The following is a 17,764-nucleotide window of genomic DNA, read 5'->3' as shown; positions in this document are numbered from 1 at the left end:
ACAATGAGCCCTACAACGATGAAGTTGTAGGGCTGTCTGTAGTTTTTATCACTTACTTTGTCATCGCAACAAACTCTTCAAAGGCATCCGCTTCCTCCACAAAAGGATTATGGTTGCTATATTCAAACGTTCGGAAGACTGAGCCTGGAATTAGATCTGCAATTTCCACACCATACTCGTAGGGACACTGTGCATCGTGGAGACCTGCATAAATATAGGAAGGGATCGAGAGCTCGCTTAATCGCTCACGAACGTCATAATTTCGGCAATCGACTTGTATAAAATAGTTCAAGCGAGCACCCACTGTTCTCCCACTATTCGGTATCTTTAAAGACTCTCTCAGTTTCTCTTCACGATAGTATGACATCATTGCCCATTCAAAACCAAGCGCTTGTCTTTGGTCCTGGGTCGTTCAGGTGAATTTAAGGCGTTCATAATCTCACTAATGCGTCTAAAATTCATATTACCTTTACAGTAAATACTCTTTGGATTCTGTATGTACTCCTTACTTGCACACGTACCGCCAGCAATGATCTTCGTCAACGCTGCCGGATATTCAATAGCATAAGTTAACGCCAGCATCCCACCAGTTGAATGACCTGCAAAACCCCAGCGCTCTATTTGAAGTGATTTACGAATTGCTTCCAGATCTTTAATACTCTCAAGCATTCCATATTCACTTTTTACTTTTGCTCGATCTGAGCCCCCACAGCCTTTAAGGTTCACTAAGTATACGCTGTAATGACTGGTGAAAGGATTGGCAAATGTATTTCCTCGCTCATCATATGCACTATACAAATGAGTGACGCACAATGCTGATCCCTTGCCCTTTTTAAAATATTCAAAGTATCCTCTCTCCGTTTGAATACTGCACTTCTCCCAATTCATATACGCCTGTCCCTCCTTGATTAAGAGTCGCTGCCATATCCTCTCCAAGCCTGATCTAAATCAATATATTGTTTATAATTAAAGTAGAGAGTAAATTGAAGCCATATCGCAACAATAGGAGTAGTATTGAAACTAGTTTCATTTGATATAATGCTAGTAAGAAGAAGAGGGAAGGAACAATGCTCATGTTTAATCAAATTGATGCTCTTCGAACAGAAGTGGACAAGAAACGTCCCATCGACCCAAAGCTGATGAGTACCATCGCTCAGAAATTTCGTGAAGAGTGGACTTATCATACGAATGCAATTGAAGGAAATACTTTTACTTATCGTGAAACAGCATTCTTCTTAAGAGAAGGACTGACGGTCAAGGGGAAATCTTTAAGAGAGCATCTTGAAATAATAAACCATGCGGAAGCAATTGATTATCTTCACGAAGCCATTCAACAGAGAGATTTAACAGAGCGGATTATTAAAGATTTTCATGCCATTCTTTTTCAGGGAGTGAGAGATATTGACTTTTCTCCTGGTGACTACAAAAAGATGGATAATCATGTGCTCACGATTTCGGGGAATATCCATCAATATGTTCCTGCAGTCCAAGTACCTTATGAAATGGAACGCCTAATACAATGGTACACCGAAAATTCAGACATGCATCCCGTGAAGCTTGCATCATTACTTCATCATAAGCTCACAGCGATCCATCCATTTACAGATGGTAACGGGAGAGTCAGTCGGCTTGCGATGAACTTTGTGTTGCTAAAGCATGGTTATCCTCCTGCCATCATTCGTAATGAAAAGCGCCAAGATTATTACTCCGCACTGGAGCAGGCAGATAACGGGGAACTAGAACCCTTAATTGATCTCATCTCTGCTGAAGTTAAGTCTAATCTAGAACTAATGCTATCTGTCACTTAAACCTCACTTATACCATCTAGCAAAGGAGCGATACTTATGAAATATACATACCTCGGACGCAGCGGCATGCAGGTCTCTCTTCTCGGTCTTGGCACTAACTCCTTCGGCAAAAGAGCAGATGAACAGACTTCAGCCCGCATTCTTCATCATGCGATCGACAGCGGAATTAACTTTATCGATACCGCCAACATCTATGCCGGAACAGAATCCGAGCGCATTATCGGTCAAGCGCTAAAAGGAAAAAGAGACCAGGTTGTGCTTACGACCAAGGCCGGACTCGTCGCCAGAAATGACGCTCCGAATGGACGCGGCTCTTCCCGTTATCATCTGCAGCAGGAGCTGGAGAACAGCCTGAAGCGGCTGCAAACCGACTATGTGGATCTGTATCAGATTCATACATTCGATCCGAATACACCGCTGGAAGAAACACTGCGAACACTCGATGACATGGTTCGTGCAGGCAAGGTGCGCTATATCGGTGCCTCCAACTATGCGGCTTGGGAGCTGATGAAGGCACTCGGCATCAGCGATCTGAGAGGCTATGAGCGTTTTGTCTCCAATCAGGTCAGCTATTCACTGGCAGACCGAACGCCGGAGCGCGAGCTCGTTCCCATGTGCCTGGACCAAGGTGTCGGCATCATTCCTTATTTCCCACTAGCCGGCGGCATTCTTACTGGAAAATATACAGAGAAGTCCTCTGCTCCCGCCGGCTCCCGGGCAGAAACAGATCCGAATTTCAAGCGATTCTTGGAGGATCATAATGTAACACTTGGACAGCAGGTAGCTGATCTTGCCGCGGAGACCGGACATGCTCCAAGTGCATTGTCCATTGCCTGGCTCATGAACCAGCCTGCTGTATCCACCGTCATCGTCGGCGCAACTCGTACGGAGCAGCTGGATGACAACTTGAGAAGTCTCGACATCGAGATCAATACCGAGCTTGCCGAGAAGCTGGGTGAGATCAGCGACCGATTTATCTATTCGAAACCTTTTGCTACCTACCGCATAGAATAATACAAAGGCTGGACCTTAAGCTTTACGCCCCCCGTAAGCTCATTGTCCAGCCTTCCTTATGTCTGCTTGCTCCCCAGCCTCACCGCTTGAAGCTTCAATAACGCTCAGCTTCACTCTCCACGTTCTGTGTCCATGCCTCCGAGCTGGCGATATTCATGCGGAGATACGCCCTCCAGCTCTTTAAATACACGGGAGAACTGCTTGCTGTTCTCAAAGCCCACCGCGAGGCTGATCTCCGCCATTTTCATGGTAGATTTGTTAAGCAGCAGCTCCTTGGCCCGCTGGATACGTACCTTTTTGAGATAAGACACAAAGTTGTCTCCCGTATATGCCTTGAACGCCTCGCTGAAATACGAATAATTAAGCGATACATGATTGCTGACCATCGCCATATTCAGAGGACGCTCGTAATGCTCCTGTATATAACGGATCGCCTCTTTCATATCCGCATGCTCACTATGCGCCAGCCGTATACGGGACACATAATCATTTACGCTGACCAGCAGGTATTCCAGCTTTCTGTAATACTCGTTAAAGCTCTGGAAATTGTTCAGGCTGCCGACCAGCCTATACATCTTCAGTACTTCCACCGAGGACTCCCCGTATTTCCTAAACACCTCATCGAACACATTCTCATTGATTAACCCGCTTACCTTCTCAAGATAAGTCATATCCATCTGCTTCAGATGATCCAGTTCAAAAATAGAGGCGAGCAGCCTCTTCATCTCATCCACCCTATCCGTTCCCAGCATATTTCCGAGCTTCCGCAGGCTGCCATACGGCAGTGGAGGATTCATCCGATTCGTGAGCGTTGCATCATATTCGATATAATAAGCGCTTGGATGCAAGAACGTATATCTCAGCGCAGCCTGTGCCTCAAGATATTGCTCCCGAACCTGTGCCAGATCGCTCTGCTCCGTGCTGATTCCGATCCGAAATCCGTTCCATCCCTTCTGTTCTGCCTGTCTCGCCAGTGCCTGATACCAGTCTGCGGTATTTCCTGCGAGAATAAGCCTTCCTTCTATATCCGTGAGGACAAGCTCTGGCCGAACATCCATCGAATGACTAAGCCGTTCGACCAGACGCTGAATTTCCCCTGTAGGCATAACGGACCCATCTACATATCTGCACAGCACCATCGCGACAGCATAAGAGCTTGCTGGTATAATATGAGCTGCCTGCTGGAGTTCTTCTTCCATCACAGGCCCTCTGCCAAATAGAAGCTGCCTTAAACAATTCTTGCGCTGCTCCATCTGCAGCTCATTTTTTTCCTGAGTTCGTTCCAGATTCGCGGCTTCTAATTCGCTCAGTTCCTTATCCACCCGATTCAGCATATCAAACAGCTCGGTTCGCTGAATCGGCTTCAGCAAATAATCCTTCACCTTGTACCGGATCGCCGTCTTCGCATATTCAAAATCATCATAGCCGCTCAGCAGCACGACGGCCGGCCTTCTTCCTCCCGGCTCCCGATCCAGCTCTTCCAGCAGCCGGATGCCATCGAGTACAGGCATGCGGATATCGGTTAATATCAGATCTGCACGAGATGCACGGTTCAGCTCAAGCGCCATTTGTCCATTCGAGGCCAGTTCAATATGATAGGCTGATGGATATTGCCGCTCAATCATCGTTTTAAGTCCCAGGCGAATATTCTTCTCATCATCCACGATTATGAGTTTCCTCACCTTCATCTCCCCCTGTCATGACCACTGTTGGCAAAGTAATGGTAACGATCGTACCCACACCCTGTGTACTATGGAGCATCAGACCGTATTGTGCTCCAAAAAAAAGCTGAATCCGCTGATGCACATTCATCAGCCCAATCCCAGCAGATCGATCCGATCGGCTGACCTCGTTCACTGCACTCGAAGCAGGAGCTTCTCCTGAATTCACCTTCTCGCAGCTTGAGCTGTGGAGCTGATTCCTTAGCAGCTTCAGCTCTTCCTCCGCCATGCCCGTTCCGTTATCCTGGATCCAGATTTGGCATTTGCCGCGGACTGCCTCTGCCCGGATGATAATCGTCTTATCCTTGGATCCGGTCACCTCGGCTTCCTCATACCAGCCATGCTTGACGCTGTTCTCCACAATGGGCTGAAGCGACATCTTCAGCACTTCGGCTTCCAGCATTACATTCGGTACATCTACAATCAGCGTAATCGGTGTATCGAACCGGATATTCATGACTTCAATATAATTTCGGATATGCCTCAGCTCATCTCTCAGCTTCACATAATCCCCTGACCACTTAAAGTTATATCGCATCATCCCCCCAAGTGAGGTGAGCGAATCCGCAATTTCCCGCTGATCCTCCATCTCGGCCAGCATTCGGATATTCTCCAGCGTATTGTACAGAAAATGAGAGTCAATCTGATTATGGAGTGTTCTGAGCTCGGCTTCCTTGGACATCGCTTCTTTACGGACAGCCACAGCGACCAGCTCGTTAATCTTGTTCATCAGCTTATTGAAATGAAAAGCCAGCTCGCCAATCTCCCCGCCGCCCCGGATGACGACTCCTGTATACAGCTCGCCCCGGCGTGCCTTTTTCATCGCATCCGTAAGTCTGACGAGATTCTTCAGAATGAAGGAGTTCAGTACATAAGCAATAATTGTAAAGATCACAATAAACAAAATATTGATCCCGATCGTCGTGTTACGGATCTTGGATATTTGGGCCAGCACGTCCTCCATGGACAGCACATTCAGCAAATGGGCGTTCAATCCCTCTAGCGGGACGCTCAGAAAAATATAGGATTTGCCCGCCTCCTTGTACTCCATCTGCCAAGGTTCGCCATCAGACAACGCTTGGAATTTAGCCTGAATCGCCTGCTCCATCATGGGAGCATTGCTGAGCAGTGACTGTTTCGCGCGCGAGAAGATCTCTCCTTCCTCATCAACCAGAAACAGCTGGGACTGCTCATCCTGGACCGTAAAGGTTCGGGGTGAGAATTCCGAGAGCAGCATATCAACCTGAATAATGCCGGAATGCTCTCCACTAATGACACTAATCTCACGCAGCAAAGATACCTTCGGCTCCTGCTCTACCGTTCGTTTAATAAGATCTCGGTCGGTGTGCTGAAAGGACCACATCTGCAGATCGCCAAGACCATACGTATCCTTGTACCAGATCTCGTCCTTGATTCGTCGTTCATTGTAAATAATCGGCCATATTTCATAGGCATACGGATTGTCCGTGAACAGATGCAAATGCTCGATGTTCGGATTGTTGAACTGGATTCTTGTCAGATTTACAAAAGCGCTCATATTAAAATCGACCAGCTCTCCCAGAGGAGGCTCTGTCTTCCTCGTTAAATAATTCAGCACCTCTTTGTCTGAAACAGCAAGCTGCGCCGAACGCTCCATGGACTCAATCTGGTTCATGATATGCAGCTTCTCCATATCGAGAATATAGGCACTCTTGTCTACCGCATCCTTCATATAGGTCTCATTAATCGCACGAAAAGAAACGATGGATACGAGCAGGCTCGGCACCAGTATTATGGCAATATACGCTGCAATCAGACGACTCTGCAGAGATCGGTGCTCCCACCAGGAGACAAAGCCCTGCACCAGATTGGTTCCTCTTCTCATCACAATAAATCCATCCCATTTCTGCTTGTATTTGCAGGTGAAAGCTCGAAAAACCCGCAGTCTGCGGGTCATTCGAACCATCTCATTACATATTTATACAGCTAGTCTGGACTTGTCAGCCTATTTCAAGAACTCAGCCAGCTTCGTAACGTTCTCTTCGTATTTCTTCTGCTGGAAGGCCAGAACCTCGGCAAGTCCTTCCTTCTCGCGCTTCTCTTGATATTCCGTCCAGACGGAATCAAACTCTGTTTCGGATTCTGCCATCAGGAGCTTCGGCAGCGTCTTGCCCCACAGCTGAGCAAGCTTCGTATTGATAATCCCTTCCGGCGAGTTCCCTGTCGGATTGAGCAATTCAAACTCGGAAGCGCTTACTGTTTTACCCTTGGTCCAATCTTCCATTTGCTTGAACGGCTCAACGGACGGCGGAGTCCACTGTGCAGTAATATTCGTGTTCATCAGCATCCAGAAGGTAAATGAAGCACCGTACTCTTTGTCGAAGGCGGAACGATCCTTATTCAGCAGTTCTAAGGCTTCCGGCTTAAACTGATCCTTGCCGTCAATCGTATCGTAAGTGACACCTTTCTCACCTAGGTAGAGATCCTTGTTGCCTTCTTCACTGTTCAAGTAGCTCAGGAAGCGGATCGCACGTGCCTTATCCTTTACATTCTTGGAGATCAATGTCACCGTCCAGCCTGAAATTCCCGGTCCATCCAAGGTCGGTGTATCCAAGTTGGTGTTGGATGGTCCATCTACCGCGATGTATACAGAATTTGGATCGTTTGCATACAGCGTATTTTGCTGGGCAGCAAGGTCACTGCGCTGATAAATCATAGCAAAGTATCTTCCTTGAGCAATTTTCTCTTCCATCTGCGGACGTTTATCGATGAAGATATCCTTGGATAACAGCCCTTTTTCATTTGCCGTACGCAAGGTCTTAAGCCATCTCACATACTCAGGATCCGTTGCCCGGTCGTAGAGCTTGCCGTCCTTCTCCTTCGGAATCGCAAGGAGATTCTGAATATAACCTTCGAGAGAGTAGTTGCCGTTCTCTGTAAATTCATGCATACCGAGTGGAATGAGCGGCTGACCATTTACATCAGGGAACTTCTCTTTGGCCGCCTCAAGTGCGGCAAGGAAGCCTTCCGGAGTTCGCATATCCGGACTGCCGATCGCTTCATACATGTCTTTTCTCACGAGAAAGACCTGGTTAGATACATAAGTGTCACCATACTGCTCATAATCCTTCGGTGAGGAAGAAGCATTCGGATAAGCATATACTTTACCGTCCGGCTGTGTATACCAGGACAGCTTTGCTGCATCCGATGCAGTAAAGAAGTATGGATCATATTCTTCTGCGAGCTCATTCAGCGGAAGCACCAGCCCTCCGTCAATCATCTTCTGAACGGCATCGTCGCCTTTATCGAGCGTAATGAAATCCGGGAGTTTACCGGATGCTATTAAAGTATTCATTTTCTCGCTTTCATTTCCTGCTGGTACGATAAAATTAAGACTGACACCTGTTTTTTCTGTAATATATTTCGTGGTAGGATCTACGCCCCACTGGTTTGGAAACCAGGAGAAATTCAAGTACCAATCAAATGTAATCGGTGAAGTATCCACCTTCCAACCCGGATCATCCTTCGTCAGCTGAACGGCTGGCGTCTCTGTGTCCGGTGTCTCTGTATCGGTCTCTTCTGCTCCTCCCGAGGAAGAACATGCCGTGGTAAAGATAAGTACGAGTGAAGCCAGTAGCATCAGAACTCTTTTCATGCCCCATGTTTGGTTCATGCATTTTACCCCTTTTCGGCTTATTTATATACCGTTCCTATACTGTGCGTTACGCTTAACCCTTGATTGATCCGATCATCATCCCCTTTACGAAGTACTTTTGCAGAAATGGATATACGAACACAATCGGAAGCGTCGTGACGACCATGGTCGCCAGTTTAATCGACTGTGAAGTCACCGTCTTGGTTGCTGCCGTTCCCTGCACAGCCGCCACCATCTGATTAGAGCTCGACTGGGCAACGACTCGGTACAGATAAGTCTGTATCGGCTGCAGATCGGTATTATTGATATAGATCATCCCGGTAAAATAATCATTCCACTGATAAACGCCATGGAAGAGAGAAATGGTCGCGATGACAGGCAGGGATACCGGGAGCACAATTCTCAGGAAGATCGACCAGTCATTGGCACCATCAATACGTGCAGCTTCCTCCAGTCCTTCGGGAATTTCCCGGAAGAAGGTCATAAAGATAATGAGGTCGAAGAAGCTGAACATCACAGGAATGATGTAGACGAGAAAATTGTCCAGCAAATGCAAATCCCGAATGAGCAGGAAGGTCGGAATGAGTCCTCCCCCGAAGAATAAAGTGACGGTTCCCATCAGAATGTACAGCTTGCCTCCGATCAAATCCTTGCGAGAGAAGGCGTAAGCCACCATGGCGGTAAAAAAGACGTGCACGGCAGTACCAACCACCGTCTTCGCAACGGTAATGCCCATTGCCGTCATAATGCCGGGGCTATCGAACACCGCCTTGAAATTATCGAGACTGAACTCACGAGGCCACCAGTAAATCCCGCCGCGCATGGCATCCGTTCCATCGTTGAAGGCATTTACAAGAACATACCAGATGGGATACATCGTCAGAAAACAAACAATCAGCATAATCAGGGTATTAATCGTATCAAAAGCGAACTCCCCTTTGGTTCTGCGATTAAGCGTCCACAAGGCTATAGACCCCTCCTTTCTCCTTAATAAAGGGATGTTCCGTTAATCTTCTTCGATACCTTGTTAGCAAGCAGCAGCAGAATGAGCGCAATGACCGATTTGATCAAGCCGACTGCCGTCGAATAAGAATAACGCCCGGACAAAATTCCGGTCTGGTACACATAATAGTCGATGACATTACTTGCACTGTCGTTCAGGGAGTTGCGCAGTACGAGAATCTGGTCAAAGTTAGAATTCAGCACACCGCTCACCGCAAGAATGAACAGAATGGTAATCGTCGATTTGATGGATGGCAGCGTAACGTACCACATCTTCTGGAATCGTCCAGCGCCATCTATCGTTGCTGCCTCATACATTTCAGGTGATACGCTGGATATAGCTGCCAGATAGATAATTGCAGACCAGCCAAGCTCCTTCCATATATCAGAGGCAATAATGATCGACCAGAAATATTTGGGCTCGGCCAGATAGCTGATCGGCTCTTCAATGATATTCAGTGCCATCAAAATGTTATTGATTATCCCGATATCCGACAGCCATGTCGCGAGGATCCCTCCAAGAACAACCCATGATAGAAAGTGAGGCAGGTAGGAGATCGTCTGCACCGTGCGTTTGAATTTAATGCTTCTCAGCTCATTGAGGAACAAGGCGAACAGGATCGGAAGCGGAAAACCGATGATGAGCTTGAGCAAGCTCATCCCGAGCGTGTTTCGAATCACATTGCCGAGACTATCATCATCCAGGAACTCTCTAAAGTGCTCCAGCCCTACCCAGGGCGCTTCGGATATGGAGCCGATAATGTCGTACTCCTTGAATGCGATAATAATGCCGTACATCGGGATGTAGTTGAATATGAACATCCAGGCTACACCAAGCAGAGCCATTGTCTGTATGTGCTTCTGTCTAAGGAATTTCTTTCCCAGCTGGAGTGCTGCTGAAGCTCGGGGAGCCTTGGCATTCTTAGCAGAAACGGATGGTGCTTGGCGAGGTTCCATGTCCATAGAGGAGCCCCCTTCATTTTGTAATATTCATGTGTAAGCACTTACATTTGATAAATACATCATACTTTCAATTCAAGAGGTTGATAAGGTGTCAAATTTCGTTTTTGGTGCTCATTTTTCGGGTTGATCATCAACACGTACCATGTTATGTTTATTAGAAAAATTTTCTAGGAGGGGCTGCTATGAGCAACACCAAGTTCAATCCGATTCTGCTCAATTTCCCGGACAGTATAGATAGTGAAAGGCTGATCATTCGTGCACCGAGACCGGGTGACGGTACGCTAACAAACCAGGCCGTTAAAGAAAGCCTCGCCGAGCTGGCACCATGGATGCCTTGGGCCCAGACGGCCCCGACGATAGAGGAATCCGAAACACAGATCAGGCAGTCCGCGATTCGCTTCACAGAGCGCACGGATCTGCAGCTCCTGCTGTTTAAGAGGGATACTGGCAGTCTCATCGGCAGCAGCGGACTGCACCGGATCAACTGGGAGACCCGGAAGTTCGAGATCGGCTACTGGGTTCACAGCTCGCATACCAGGCAAGGCTACGTCACAGAAGCGGTGCATGCCATTACCGATTTTGCAGTGAAGGAGTTTGGCGCGAATCGTATCGAAATCCGTTGCGATGCCCGAAATACAAACAGTGCTAATGTAGCCAAACGGGCAGGGTTTGTACTGGAAGGTACACTGCGCGGAGACAGTATCGGGGTAGATGGCACGATTCGTGACACCTGTGTATTCTCGAAGGTTCGGGGTCAAGAGTTTTAAGATAATAATGAATGGTTCACATTCAAAGAACCTTACAATAAACAGGCCGGGTCACTTTACAGCGACCCGGCCTGTTTTACTGAAATTTGTCATCATCTAAATGCTAAAAAGAGAGGAGCGTCAACTCCCCTCTGCATGCAGCAGGCTTCGAGCCTGGTTGTTCGAGGTTGGAATTTCAATAATTACACCTGTTCCTTTTCCTACTTCACTTTCAATGTGTATGGTTCCTTGGTGATTCTGGATAATCTTATAGCTGACCATGAGACCCAGACCCGTTCCCTTATCCTTCGTTGAGTAGAACGGTTCTCCAATTCGAGCCAGCTTGGCTTCCGGTATACCTGCACCGTTATCCACGAAAGAGATTATGATATTGCCATTATCGTTCAACTTGACGGCAATATTAATTTTCCCGCCGCCCGGCATGGCTTCAATCGCATTTTTCAAGACATTAATGAATACCTGCTTCAGCTGATTCTCCACACACATGACTTTGAGATTCTGTTCATACATTACAGTGATCTCCACATTATTCATGATGGCCTGTGTCTCCAGCAGCATGATGACATCCTGAATGATCGGTTCCAGCTCATGCTCTGTGAACTCTACGGCCTGAGGCTTCGCGAGCACAAGCAGCTCGCTTACAATCTGCTCAATCCGGTTGAGTTCGGTCAGCATAATTTCGATGTAGGCATTCCCATCCTCTTTTTTAGAGAGCAGCTTGGTGAAGCCTTTCAAGGCAGTCAGCGGATTACGGATTTCATGGGCAATGCCGGCTGCAAGCTGTCCTACCGCCGAGAGCATTTCCGTCTTGCGCAGCATCTCCTCCGCATTTTTGCGTTCGCTGATGTCCTCGGATAACTTCACGAAGTGAATAATTTGGCCCTGCTTATCTGTAATCGGAATGATCTTGACCGATTCCCAGAATTCCTCTCCGTTCTTTCGGTAGCTTAAGATTTCCCCTTTCCACGTTTCACCGTCCAGAGAAGTCTTGAACACATCCTTCATTGAAAAATCACTATAGCTGTAGCAGCCTAGATCATGCCCCTTCGCTTCCTGCAAAGAGTACCCTGTCACTTCGGTGAACTTCGGATTCGCATATTCAATCTTACCTACGACATCGGTAATGATCGTCATGCTCGGACTCTGTTCAATGGCGTAAGAGAGCTTCGTCAGCTCTTCATTCACAGCCTTTAAATCTGTAATATTGACAAAAGTAAGCACGACACCGCTGGTGAAGTTATCCTCTGTCCGATAAGGCAATATTCTCATGCTGTACCAGGTGCCGTCTGTGCTTTGAATTTCCTTCTCCAGAGGCTCTAGTGTCTTCAGCACATGCTGCGCATCATCCACAAGTCTCTCATATCGAAAGTGATGTGAAATATGCTGAATAGGACGTCCATAGTCCACATCCATCAGATTAATCTCCTTCGTAATGGCAGGCGTAAATCGCCGGATACACATTCGCTTGTCCAAGAAAATGGTACCGATTCGGGTGCTCCCCAGGAAATTATTCATATCATTGTTGACATCCGTAAGCTCTTGGATCTTGAATTGAAACTCGGTATTCACCGTTACCAGCTCTTCATTAACCGATTGCAGCTCTTCGTTTGCACTCTGCAGCTCCTCATTTGCAGCCACCAGCTCTTCATTAGTAGCCTGCAGCTCCTCATTGGAAGTCTCGAGCTCCTCTACCGTCGCCTGCAGCGTTTCCTCGGATCGCTGCAGCTCCTGCTCCAGCTCAAAGATACGCATCTTCAGTGTATTATCAATATGCACAGGCTCCATGACGACATCTTCAGCCTGCTTTAAATGCTGCGGATCCTCAAACAGGAGCAGCACATATTTCTCGTATGCTTTGTTCTTTCGCGAAAAAGGACGGATATGCAGATCGATCAAACGGTCCCCCTGGTTCGTCTGGATACGGAGTGCAGGGTACACCACATTTTGCATTGAATCACGCACCTTCTGAATTCCAGTGGATACGGTCACCGCGACATTCTGATCAATCATTTTGTACAGATTCCAACTGGGTTTACCTTGAGACAGCACTAAATACTCATTTATGGCTCCAACCAAATGAATCACATCATTATGATGATTGACGACCATCCCGGGGGAGATATGCTCCTCTGCAAGCATGGTATACAGATCGCCAGATCGTTTAACATGGACCTGTTCTCTTGGCTGAACCGCAGCTGCGGCTGTTCTTCGATAGGAATGCTGGCTGGAGCTTCTTTCTTCCATAGAGAAAGACTGAGCTTCGGATTCGGGATCAGAGGACATTTTACCACTCTTGTGACAGAAGATATTCCATCTCCGGTCAAAGGCATCGAATTGATTCGCAAATCTCCCCAATGTTTCACTCGGACCCAGGAAGAGAAAGCCCTCCGGATTAAGTGCGAAATGAAATAACGATAACACCTTCACTTGCATCTCCGGCTGCAAATAAATGAGCATATTCCGGCAAGTAACCATATCTAAATTACGGAAAGGCGGGTCTTTAATAATATTTTGAGGCGCAAAAATAATCATCTTTCGAATATCCTTGCTCACATGGAACATATCATCATCTTTGATAAAGAACCGCTCAACATCCTCTTCCGACAAATGATGAATGTTGCTCTCCGAGTATATCCCTTGACTCGCATACTCTATGGATTCCTTGTCCAGATCAGTTGCAAAAATCTTTATATTATAATCATCGTCCAGCTGCTCCTCGTACTTCTTGAGAAGGATAGCCATAGAGTAAGCCTCTTCTCCAGTTGAACATCCAGCCACCCATACCCTGATTTCCTTAGAATAGCTCTTCTTCTCAAAGATACGGGGCAGCACCTGGTCATAAATAATTTGAAAGGCCTCTGCATCCCGGAAAAAGTTCGTAACGCCTATAAGGAGATCCTTTCTTAACGAAGTAAGCTCATCCCGATGCTCTTCAAGATAGGTCATGTACTCCTGAATGGAGCTGACATTGTTCATCGTCATCCGGCGTTCAATCCGGCGCAGCACACTGTTTCGCTTGTAATATGTGAAGTCAATGCCGCTCTCTTCTTTTATTTTCTCAAAAATCAGTTGAATAAATTGCTCCGTACTCATTCTTTCCTGCTCTCCTACAAGCGGGTATACTCCAAATGTGCGTATATGCTGGAGAAGCTTCTCCGACATGTCCTTGGGATTTAATATATCATCGACCTTGCCGGTCATTTTGGCAGAGCTTGGCATGCCGTCAAATTTGGCTGACTGCCTGTCCTGGACGATGACAAGACCACCTGCTTTTTTAATTTCTATGACGCCCTTGGAGCCGTCAGTTCCGGTCCCGGACAGAATAACACCAACAGCTCTGTTGCCGTATTCGGCAGCCAGAGAGACGAAGAAATCATCAATGGACAAATGAATAGCGGATTGCTTAACTGCGTCTGCCAGCTGCAATCTACCATTCCTGATGGTCATCGTCTTACGAGGAGGAATCAAGTAGACATGATTAGGCAGGATCTCCATTTCATGCTCTGCGACCCGTATGGGCATCGTCGTATACTTTGACAAAATCTCTGACATTAAGCTCTTGTAGTCCGGCGATAAATGCTGGACCACGACAAAGGACATGCCCGAATCCGGAAGCATATGATCAAAAAACACTTCTAATGCTTCAAGTCCGCCTGCAGAAGCACCAATGCCTACTACACATACCGGAGAGGAGGATTCCAATTGCTTGTGATCCCCCCCTTCATTCATCGAGATGTTCCAAGACTCTCGTTCCATGCGCTTACTCCCCTTCCATGTCCTTTCATAAGTTACGTTGTTTACGAACTGTTACGGACTATTCAATACCGGGCTCAAGCTGGGCGATTGCTGCGATCAGACAATAGCGATAGAAATCTAATGTAGGTTCGTCCAGATCTTCAAGCAAATAAAGAGACTCGGAGATATAACGAAAGTTATCTGTTAAGTGACGTGTTTGCATCCCATGAATGACAAGTATCCCGTTTAGCCATACGGCATAATCAATAAAAAAGTTAGGATTACGCAGTGCAGATGCGGTATGAAGATGCTTCATATGATGGAGATTATCTTCTCTGCATTTCATGATTCCCTGTTCCCCATATCTATCCGCCAGCTCAGGCGCATTTGCATAGATCTTTGAAATGACCTCAGCTACAAGATGTTCATAGTAACGTGTTCCATCAGTCATCAATCATCACCTTATTATTTGATTAAACCGGAAGAATTTGATGTAATTAATTAGAAGTGTCATTATTCTCATATAAACGACGATATCTATCAGTATATCAGTGAGTCCCTCCATCATATAGGATATTTTTGAATATGGGTCAATTTCGACAAAAGCTTCTACCAGTCCCTTTCTTTCTCGCTAGTTCTTTCTATTCATTTATACTAAAATGAGTTACATTATACCCAATATCCGAAGAAGGTGTCATGTCATGCATATGGAAGCAGAACAATTTGCAGAAAATATGTTGCAAGGAAACACAGAGACTTGCTGGGAAAACTTACTTCAACATGTCGAGTCCGGCCGAAACAGTCTCTTCATATTTGAACAATTGCTTGCACCCGCCATGCGTTACGTGGGTTCCTTATGGGAAACGAATCAGATTACTGTAGCTGATGAACATCTAGCTTCTGGGGTATGTGACGTTCTCCTGTCCAGATATGCAGCACTCAAAAAAAAGCCTGCCACCCATGGATACCGTGCTATGCTGCTATGTGTGAAGGGTGAAGCTCATTATTTCGGGCTTAAGATGGTGAATACCATGTTCGAAGAGAACGGGTTCGATACACGCTTCTACGGACCTAATCTGCCCTTGGAATATGCGACTCTAAGCGCACTCAGCTGGAAGCCGGATGTTGTTGCTCTATCCGTCTCAATCGTCTATCATCTGCCAGCCTTGCTGGAGTACGTTGAAGCTTTTGAGAAGCTCATCCCCCAGCCTGTCATAATGATTGGCGGTCGCATCATTGAAAAATACAGTGTCCATGAGGCTGTAGATGGCAGAGCGGTCTTTCTGTCCGATATCTACGAGCTTGAGCAGTGGATCATGTCTTACAACAGATCCAATCAGCAGCAGTACGTGAGGTGAGTCTTCTTCTTGAATCTATCCAATCCATCTAATATCCCCGTCCCTTATATCGTGATCGACGCAGAGCTGAGCATCCTTTCCTGCTCCGACTCGGCGTCACATATATACGAGCAAGCAGTACATTTCACAGATTGGCTGGACGAAGGTTCCATCAGCAAAGCTAAACGTTACATTTCACCCGTTCACTCTGGCACAAGAGTCGAACTCATTATGAACACGAGGAAGCAGCCCTTCTCCCTATACGATATTTATCAACAGTGGGATGAGCAAGGCAACGGGCATCTCATCTGTATAGAACAGCTCCAGAACATACAGCTCCTATCCGACAAGCTTCAGCTTCTTCATGAGGACCTGCAGCAGCTCCCATCTCCTATCCATCAGGAGGCGGACAGACCGCAGGCATCCAAGACCAGCAGGCGATCTGCCAGAGAGCGGGAGCTCCGATCCACGCTGGAAACGATCCGCGATCTGGTCGACATGCTCTACCCCAGCTTAATTGAGATCGATCGGACCATCTATGCCGACATTATCAAGAACCAGATCGAGGAGGCACTCGCTGAGCCAGCAGCAGACAATGTACACCCTATTTCCAGCAAATTCAATGATGACCGTCCGCGAAGCAAGAATTGATCAATAGAAATAGTGATGCCATATGTCAGATCTACCTGCCGGTACCGCTGCTGAAGCGGTCCGGTTTTTTTGTATGATCAACGATTTTGCCTTTTTTTTCGCTTGCCGTCTTACTTTTACTCCTTCCGTTAGAGGGTAATAAAGTGTAAACCACTCTAACGCAAAAGGAGGAAGGCGCATGAAGAAGCAGTTAAGTGTCATTCTATCGGTGACGGCCGCACTTGCATTAACTTCATGCGGGAATGATCCGACATACCGTCAGACTGGAAGCAGCAGTACCGTTGAGGAACAGATCATGGTTAGTCAGAGCCCTACATTATCTGTTAAAGAACAGAAACGTACAGGTTCAGATCATGAAGGTCAGCCGCAGCATATAACACAGACGCAGGAAGTGGATGCCACGGACATTCGTTCTATACGGATGGCAGAAGGTTTTGAGGGTAATATTTTCGTCAAGATGGAACCGAATGCAGATCGCATCACCGCTACACTTAACATTGAGCATGGGTCACAGGAGGAGCAGCCACTGCTGTTCGTTAACACGGTGGATCAGACCTTGACCACGGGAATTCGATATCCGGAAGGAACGACGAGTGAGCAATTGAATCATACTAGCGGCAATGCAGCAGTTCAAAAGAGTGCGACACTCTCCATTATTGTGCCTGAGAAGCTGTATGAAGAAATGTCACTCACGACGAAGAGCGGCTACATCACCGTGGAGCGAATGAACGCTGCATTCATGCAGGCAAAGACCGGAGCAGGAAATCTAGATATGAAGCAGGTCAATGCCGAGGAGCTGGACGGTGAGACAGGAGCCGGTGATGTGTTCTTCAAGATCAGCGAGCCGAAGCATTATCAATTCATGGCCAAGACTGGGAGCGGCAAGGTCGAATTGCTGGGGGAAGTTTACGAGGATGACGGCCGCATGATCGCCAAGGGAAACGGCTTTAATGAAGCCCAATTAGTAACAAGTAAGGGAAACGTGAGGGTCTATGAGTAAACTAAAATTTGCAGTTAATGAATAGAAGCCTGGAGCGGTTAAATCCAGGCTTCTTACCGTTGAGTTCTCTCGCTATATTAGCGTTATTTATTTTACTATGTACGCTTCACTTTAACTGCACTTTTTATCGCT

At 46.9% G+C, this 17,764-nt stretch carries 13 protein-coding genes and 1 pseudogene; 6 read left to right on the top strand and 8 right to left on the bottom strand.

What is annotated here, in order from left to right; translation table 11 throughout:
• Positions 1-52: 52 nt before the first annotated feature.
• Positions 53-888 (bottom strand): annotated as a pseudogene (locus BLW49_RS20685) (alpha/beta fold hydrolase).
• 185 nt (positions 889-1,073) lie between these two features.
• Here BLW49_RS20685 and BLW49_RS20680 point away from each other — a divergent pair.
• Positions 1,074-1,808: a Fic family protein gene (locus tag BLW49_RS20680; protein ID WP_047912966.1), complete on the top strand. Its 735-nt coding sequence runs from the start codon at positions 1,074-1,076 to the stop codon at positions 1,806-1,808.
• Between the two features lie 36 nt (positions 1,809-1,844).
• The gene (locus tag BLW49_RS20675) at positions 1,845-2,822 is read left to right on the top strand and encodes an aldo/keto reductase (RefSeq protein ID WP_090726630.1); all 978 of its coding nucleotides are present in this window, start codon (positions 1,845-1,847) and stop codon (positions 2,820-2,822) included.
• A 110-nt stretch (positions 2,823-2,932) separates the two neighbouring features.
• Here the strand turns inward: BLW49_RS20675 and BLW49_RS20670 are convergent, their stop codons facing one another.
• Genes BLW49_RS20670 through BLW49_RS20650 form a run of 5 tightly spaced genes read right to left on the bottom strand, consistent with a single transcriptional unit; the run spans position 2,933 to position 10,142 of the window.
• Positions 2,933-4,510, bottom strand: coding sequence for a response regulator (locus BLW49_RS20670; protein WP_256209871.1), 1,578 nt, complete (start codon positions 4,508-4,510; stop codon positions 2,933-2,935).
• Positions 4,479-6,479 (bottom strand): cache domain-containing sensor histidine kinase, encoded by a 2,001-nt coding sequence (locus tag BLW49_RS20665; RefSeq protein WP_256209869.1) that lies wholly within the window; start codon positions 6,477-6,479, stop codon positions 4,479-4,481. Before BLW49_RS20665 ends, BLW49_RS20670 begins: the two co-directional genes overlap by 32 nt.
• 48 nt (positions 6,480-6,527) lie before the next feature.
• Positions 6,528-8,195 (bottom strand): extracellular solute-binding protein, encoded by a 1,668-nt coding sequence (locus BLW49_RS20660; protein ID WP_090726629.1) that lies wholly within the window; start codon positions 8,193-8,195, stop codon positions 6,528-6,530.
• 55 nt (positions 8,196-8,250) lie between these two features.
• Positions 8,251-9,141 carry a carbohydrate ABC transporter permease gene (locus tag BLW49_RS20655; RefSeq protein WP_076312327.1) on the bottom strand — a complete coding sequence of 297 codons (891 nt, stop codon included), beginning with the start codon at positions 9,139-9,141 and terminating at the stop codon, positions 8,251-8,253.
• Positions 9,142-9,164: 23 nt separating this feature from the next.
• A complete protein-coding gene (locus BLW49_RS20650) occupies positions 9,165-10,142 on the bottom strand; it encodes an ABC transporter permease (RefSeq protein WP_256209867.1) in 978 nt (325 codons plus the stop codon).
• 182 nt (positions 10,143-10,324) lie between these two features.
• Between BLW49_RS20650 and BLW49_RS20645 the strand changes: the two genes are divergently transcribed.
• Entirely contained in the window at positions 10,325-10,909 is a 585-nt protein-coding gene (locus BLW49_RS20645; RefSeq protein WP_090726628.1) for a GNAT family N-acetyltransferase, read from the top strand.
• Positions 10,910-11,029: 120 nt separating this feature from the next.
• On the opposite strand, the gene BLW49_RS20640 is transcribed toward BLW49_RS20645, so the two are convergent.
• Together BLW49_RS20640 and BLW49_RS20635 are read right to left on the bottom strand one after the other, a co-directional pair.
• A complete protein-coding gene (locus tag BLW49_RS20640) occupies positions 11,030-14,665 on the bottom strand; it encodes a chemotaxis protein CheB (RefSeq protein WP_256209866.1) in 3,636 nt (1,211 codons plus the stop codon).
• A 58-nt stretch (positions 14,666-14,723) separates the two neighbouring features.
• Entirely contained in the window at positions 14,724-15,095 is a 372-nt protein-coding gene (locus tag BLW49_RS20635) for a hypothetical protein (RefSeq protein ID WP_090726626.1), read from the bottom strand.
• 250 nt (positions 15,096-15,345) lie between these two features.
• Between BLW49_RS20635 and BLW49_RS20630 the strand changes: the two genes are divergently transcribed.
• The 3 genes from BLW49_RS20630 to BLW49_RS20620 all read left to right on the top strand — a co-directional run bounded on the left by BLW49_RS20630 (position 15,346) and on the right by BLW49_RS20620 (position 17,632).
• A complete protein-coding gene (locus tag BLW49_RS20630; protein ID WP_076312331.1) occupies positions 15,346-16,002 on the top strand; it encodes a cobalamin B12-binding domain-containing protein in 657 nt (218 codons plus the stop codon).
• A gap of 9 nt (positions 16,003-16,011) precedes the next feature.
• On the top strand, positions 16,012-16,632 hold the full coding sequence (locus BLW49_RS20625; RefSeq protein WP_090726624.1) for a hypothetical protein: 621 nt from the start codon (positions 16,012-16,014) through the stop codon (positions 16,630-16,632).
• A 178-nt stretch (positions 16,633-16,810) separates the two neighbouring features.
• Positions 16,811-17,632, top strand: coding sequence for a DUF4097 family beta strand repeat-containing protein (locus tag BLW49_RS20620; RefSeq protein WP_090726622.1), 822 nt, complete (start codon positions 16,811-16,813; stop codon positions 17,630-17,632).
• Positions 17,633-17,764: the final 132 nt, after the last annotated feature.

This window comes from Paenibacillus sp. PDC88 (assembly GCF_900106725.1).
GTDB classification, from domain to species: Bacteria; Bacillota; Bacilli; order Paenibacillales; family Paenibacillaceae; genus Paenibacillus; species Paenibacillus shunpengii.
Note: the sequence above shows the minus strand (reverse complement) of the source record. Positions and strands in the feature narration are given on the sequence as shown.

Bases quoted from the DNA above. Each gene is read 5' to 3' on its own strand.
- BLW49_RS20620 (WP_090726622.1), top strand. From the start codon at position 16,811: ATGAAGAAGCAGTTAAGTGTCATTCTATCGGTGACGGCCGCACTTGCA.
- BLW49_RS20665 (WP_256209869.1), bottom strand. From the start codon at position 6,479: ATGACCCGCAGACTGCGGGTTTTTCGAGCTTTCACCTGCAAATACAAG.
- BLW49_RS20660 (WP_090726629.1), bottom strand. From the start codon at position 8,195: ATGAACCAAACATGGGGCATGAAAAGAGTTCTGATGCTACTGGCTTCA.
- BLW49_RS20640 (WP_256209866.1), bottom strand. From the start codon at position 14,665: ATGGAACGAGAGTCTTGGAACATCTCGATGAATGAAGGGGGGGATCAC.
- BLW49_RS20650 (WP_256209867.1), bottom strand. From the start codon at position 10,142: ATGGACATGGAACCTCGCCAAGCACCATCCGTTTCTGCTAAGAATGCC.
- BLW49_RS20670 (WP_256209871.1), bottom strand. From the start codon at position 4,510: ATGAAGGTGAGGAAACTCATAATCGTGGATGATGAGAAGAATATTCGC.
- BLW49_RS20630 (WP_076312331.1), top strand. From the start codon at position 15,346: ATGCATATGGAAGCAGAACAATTTGCAGAAAATATGTTGCAAGGAAAC.
- BLW49_RS20680 (WP_047912966.1), top strand. From the start codon at position 1,074: ATGTTTAATCAAATTGATGCTCTTCGAACAGAAGTGGACAAGAAACGT.
- BLW49_RS20635 (WP_090726626.1), bottom strand. From the start codon at position 15,095: ATGACTGATGGAACACGTTACTATGAACATCTTGTAGCTGAGGTCATT.
- BLW49_RS20645 (WP_090726628.1), top strand. From the start codon at position 10,325: ATGAGCAACACCAAGTTCAATCCGATTCTGCTCAATTTCCCGGACAGT.
- BLW49_RS20675 (WP_090726630.1), top strand. From the start codon at position 1,845: ATGAAATATACATACCTCGGACGCAGCGGCATGCAGGTCTCTCTTCTC.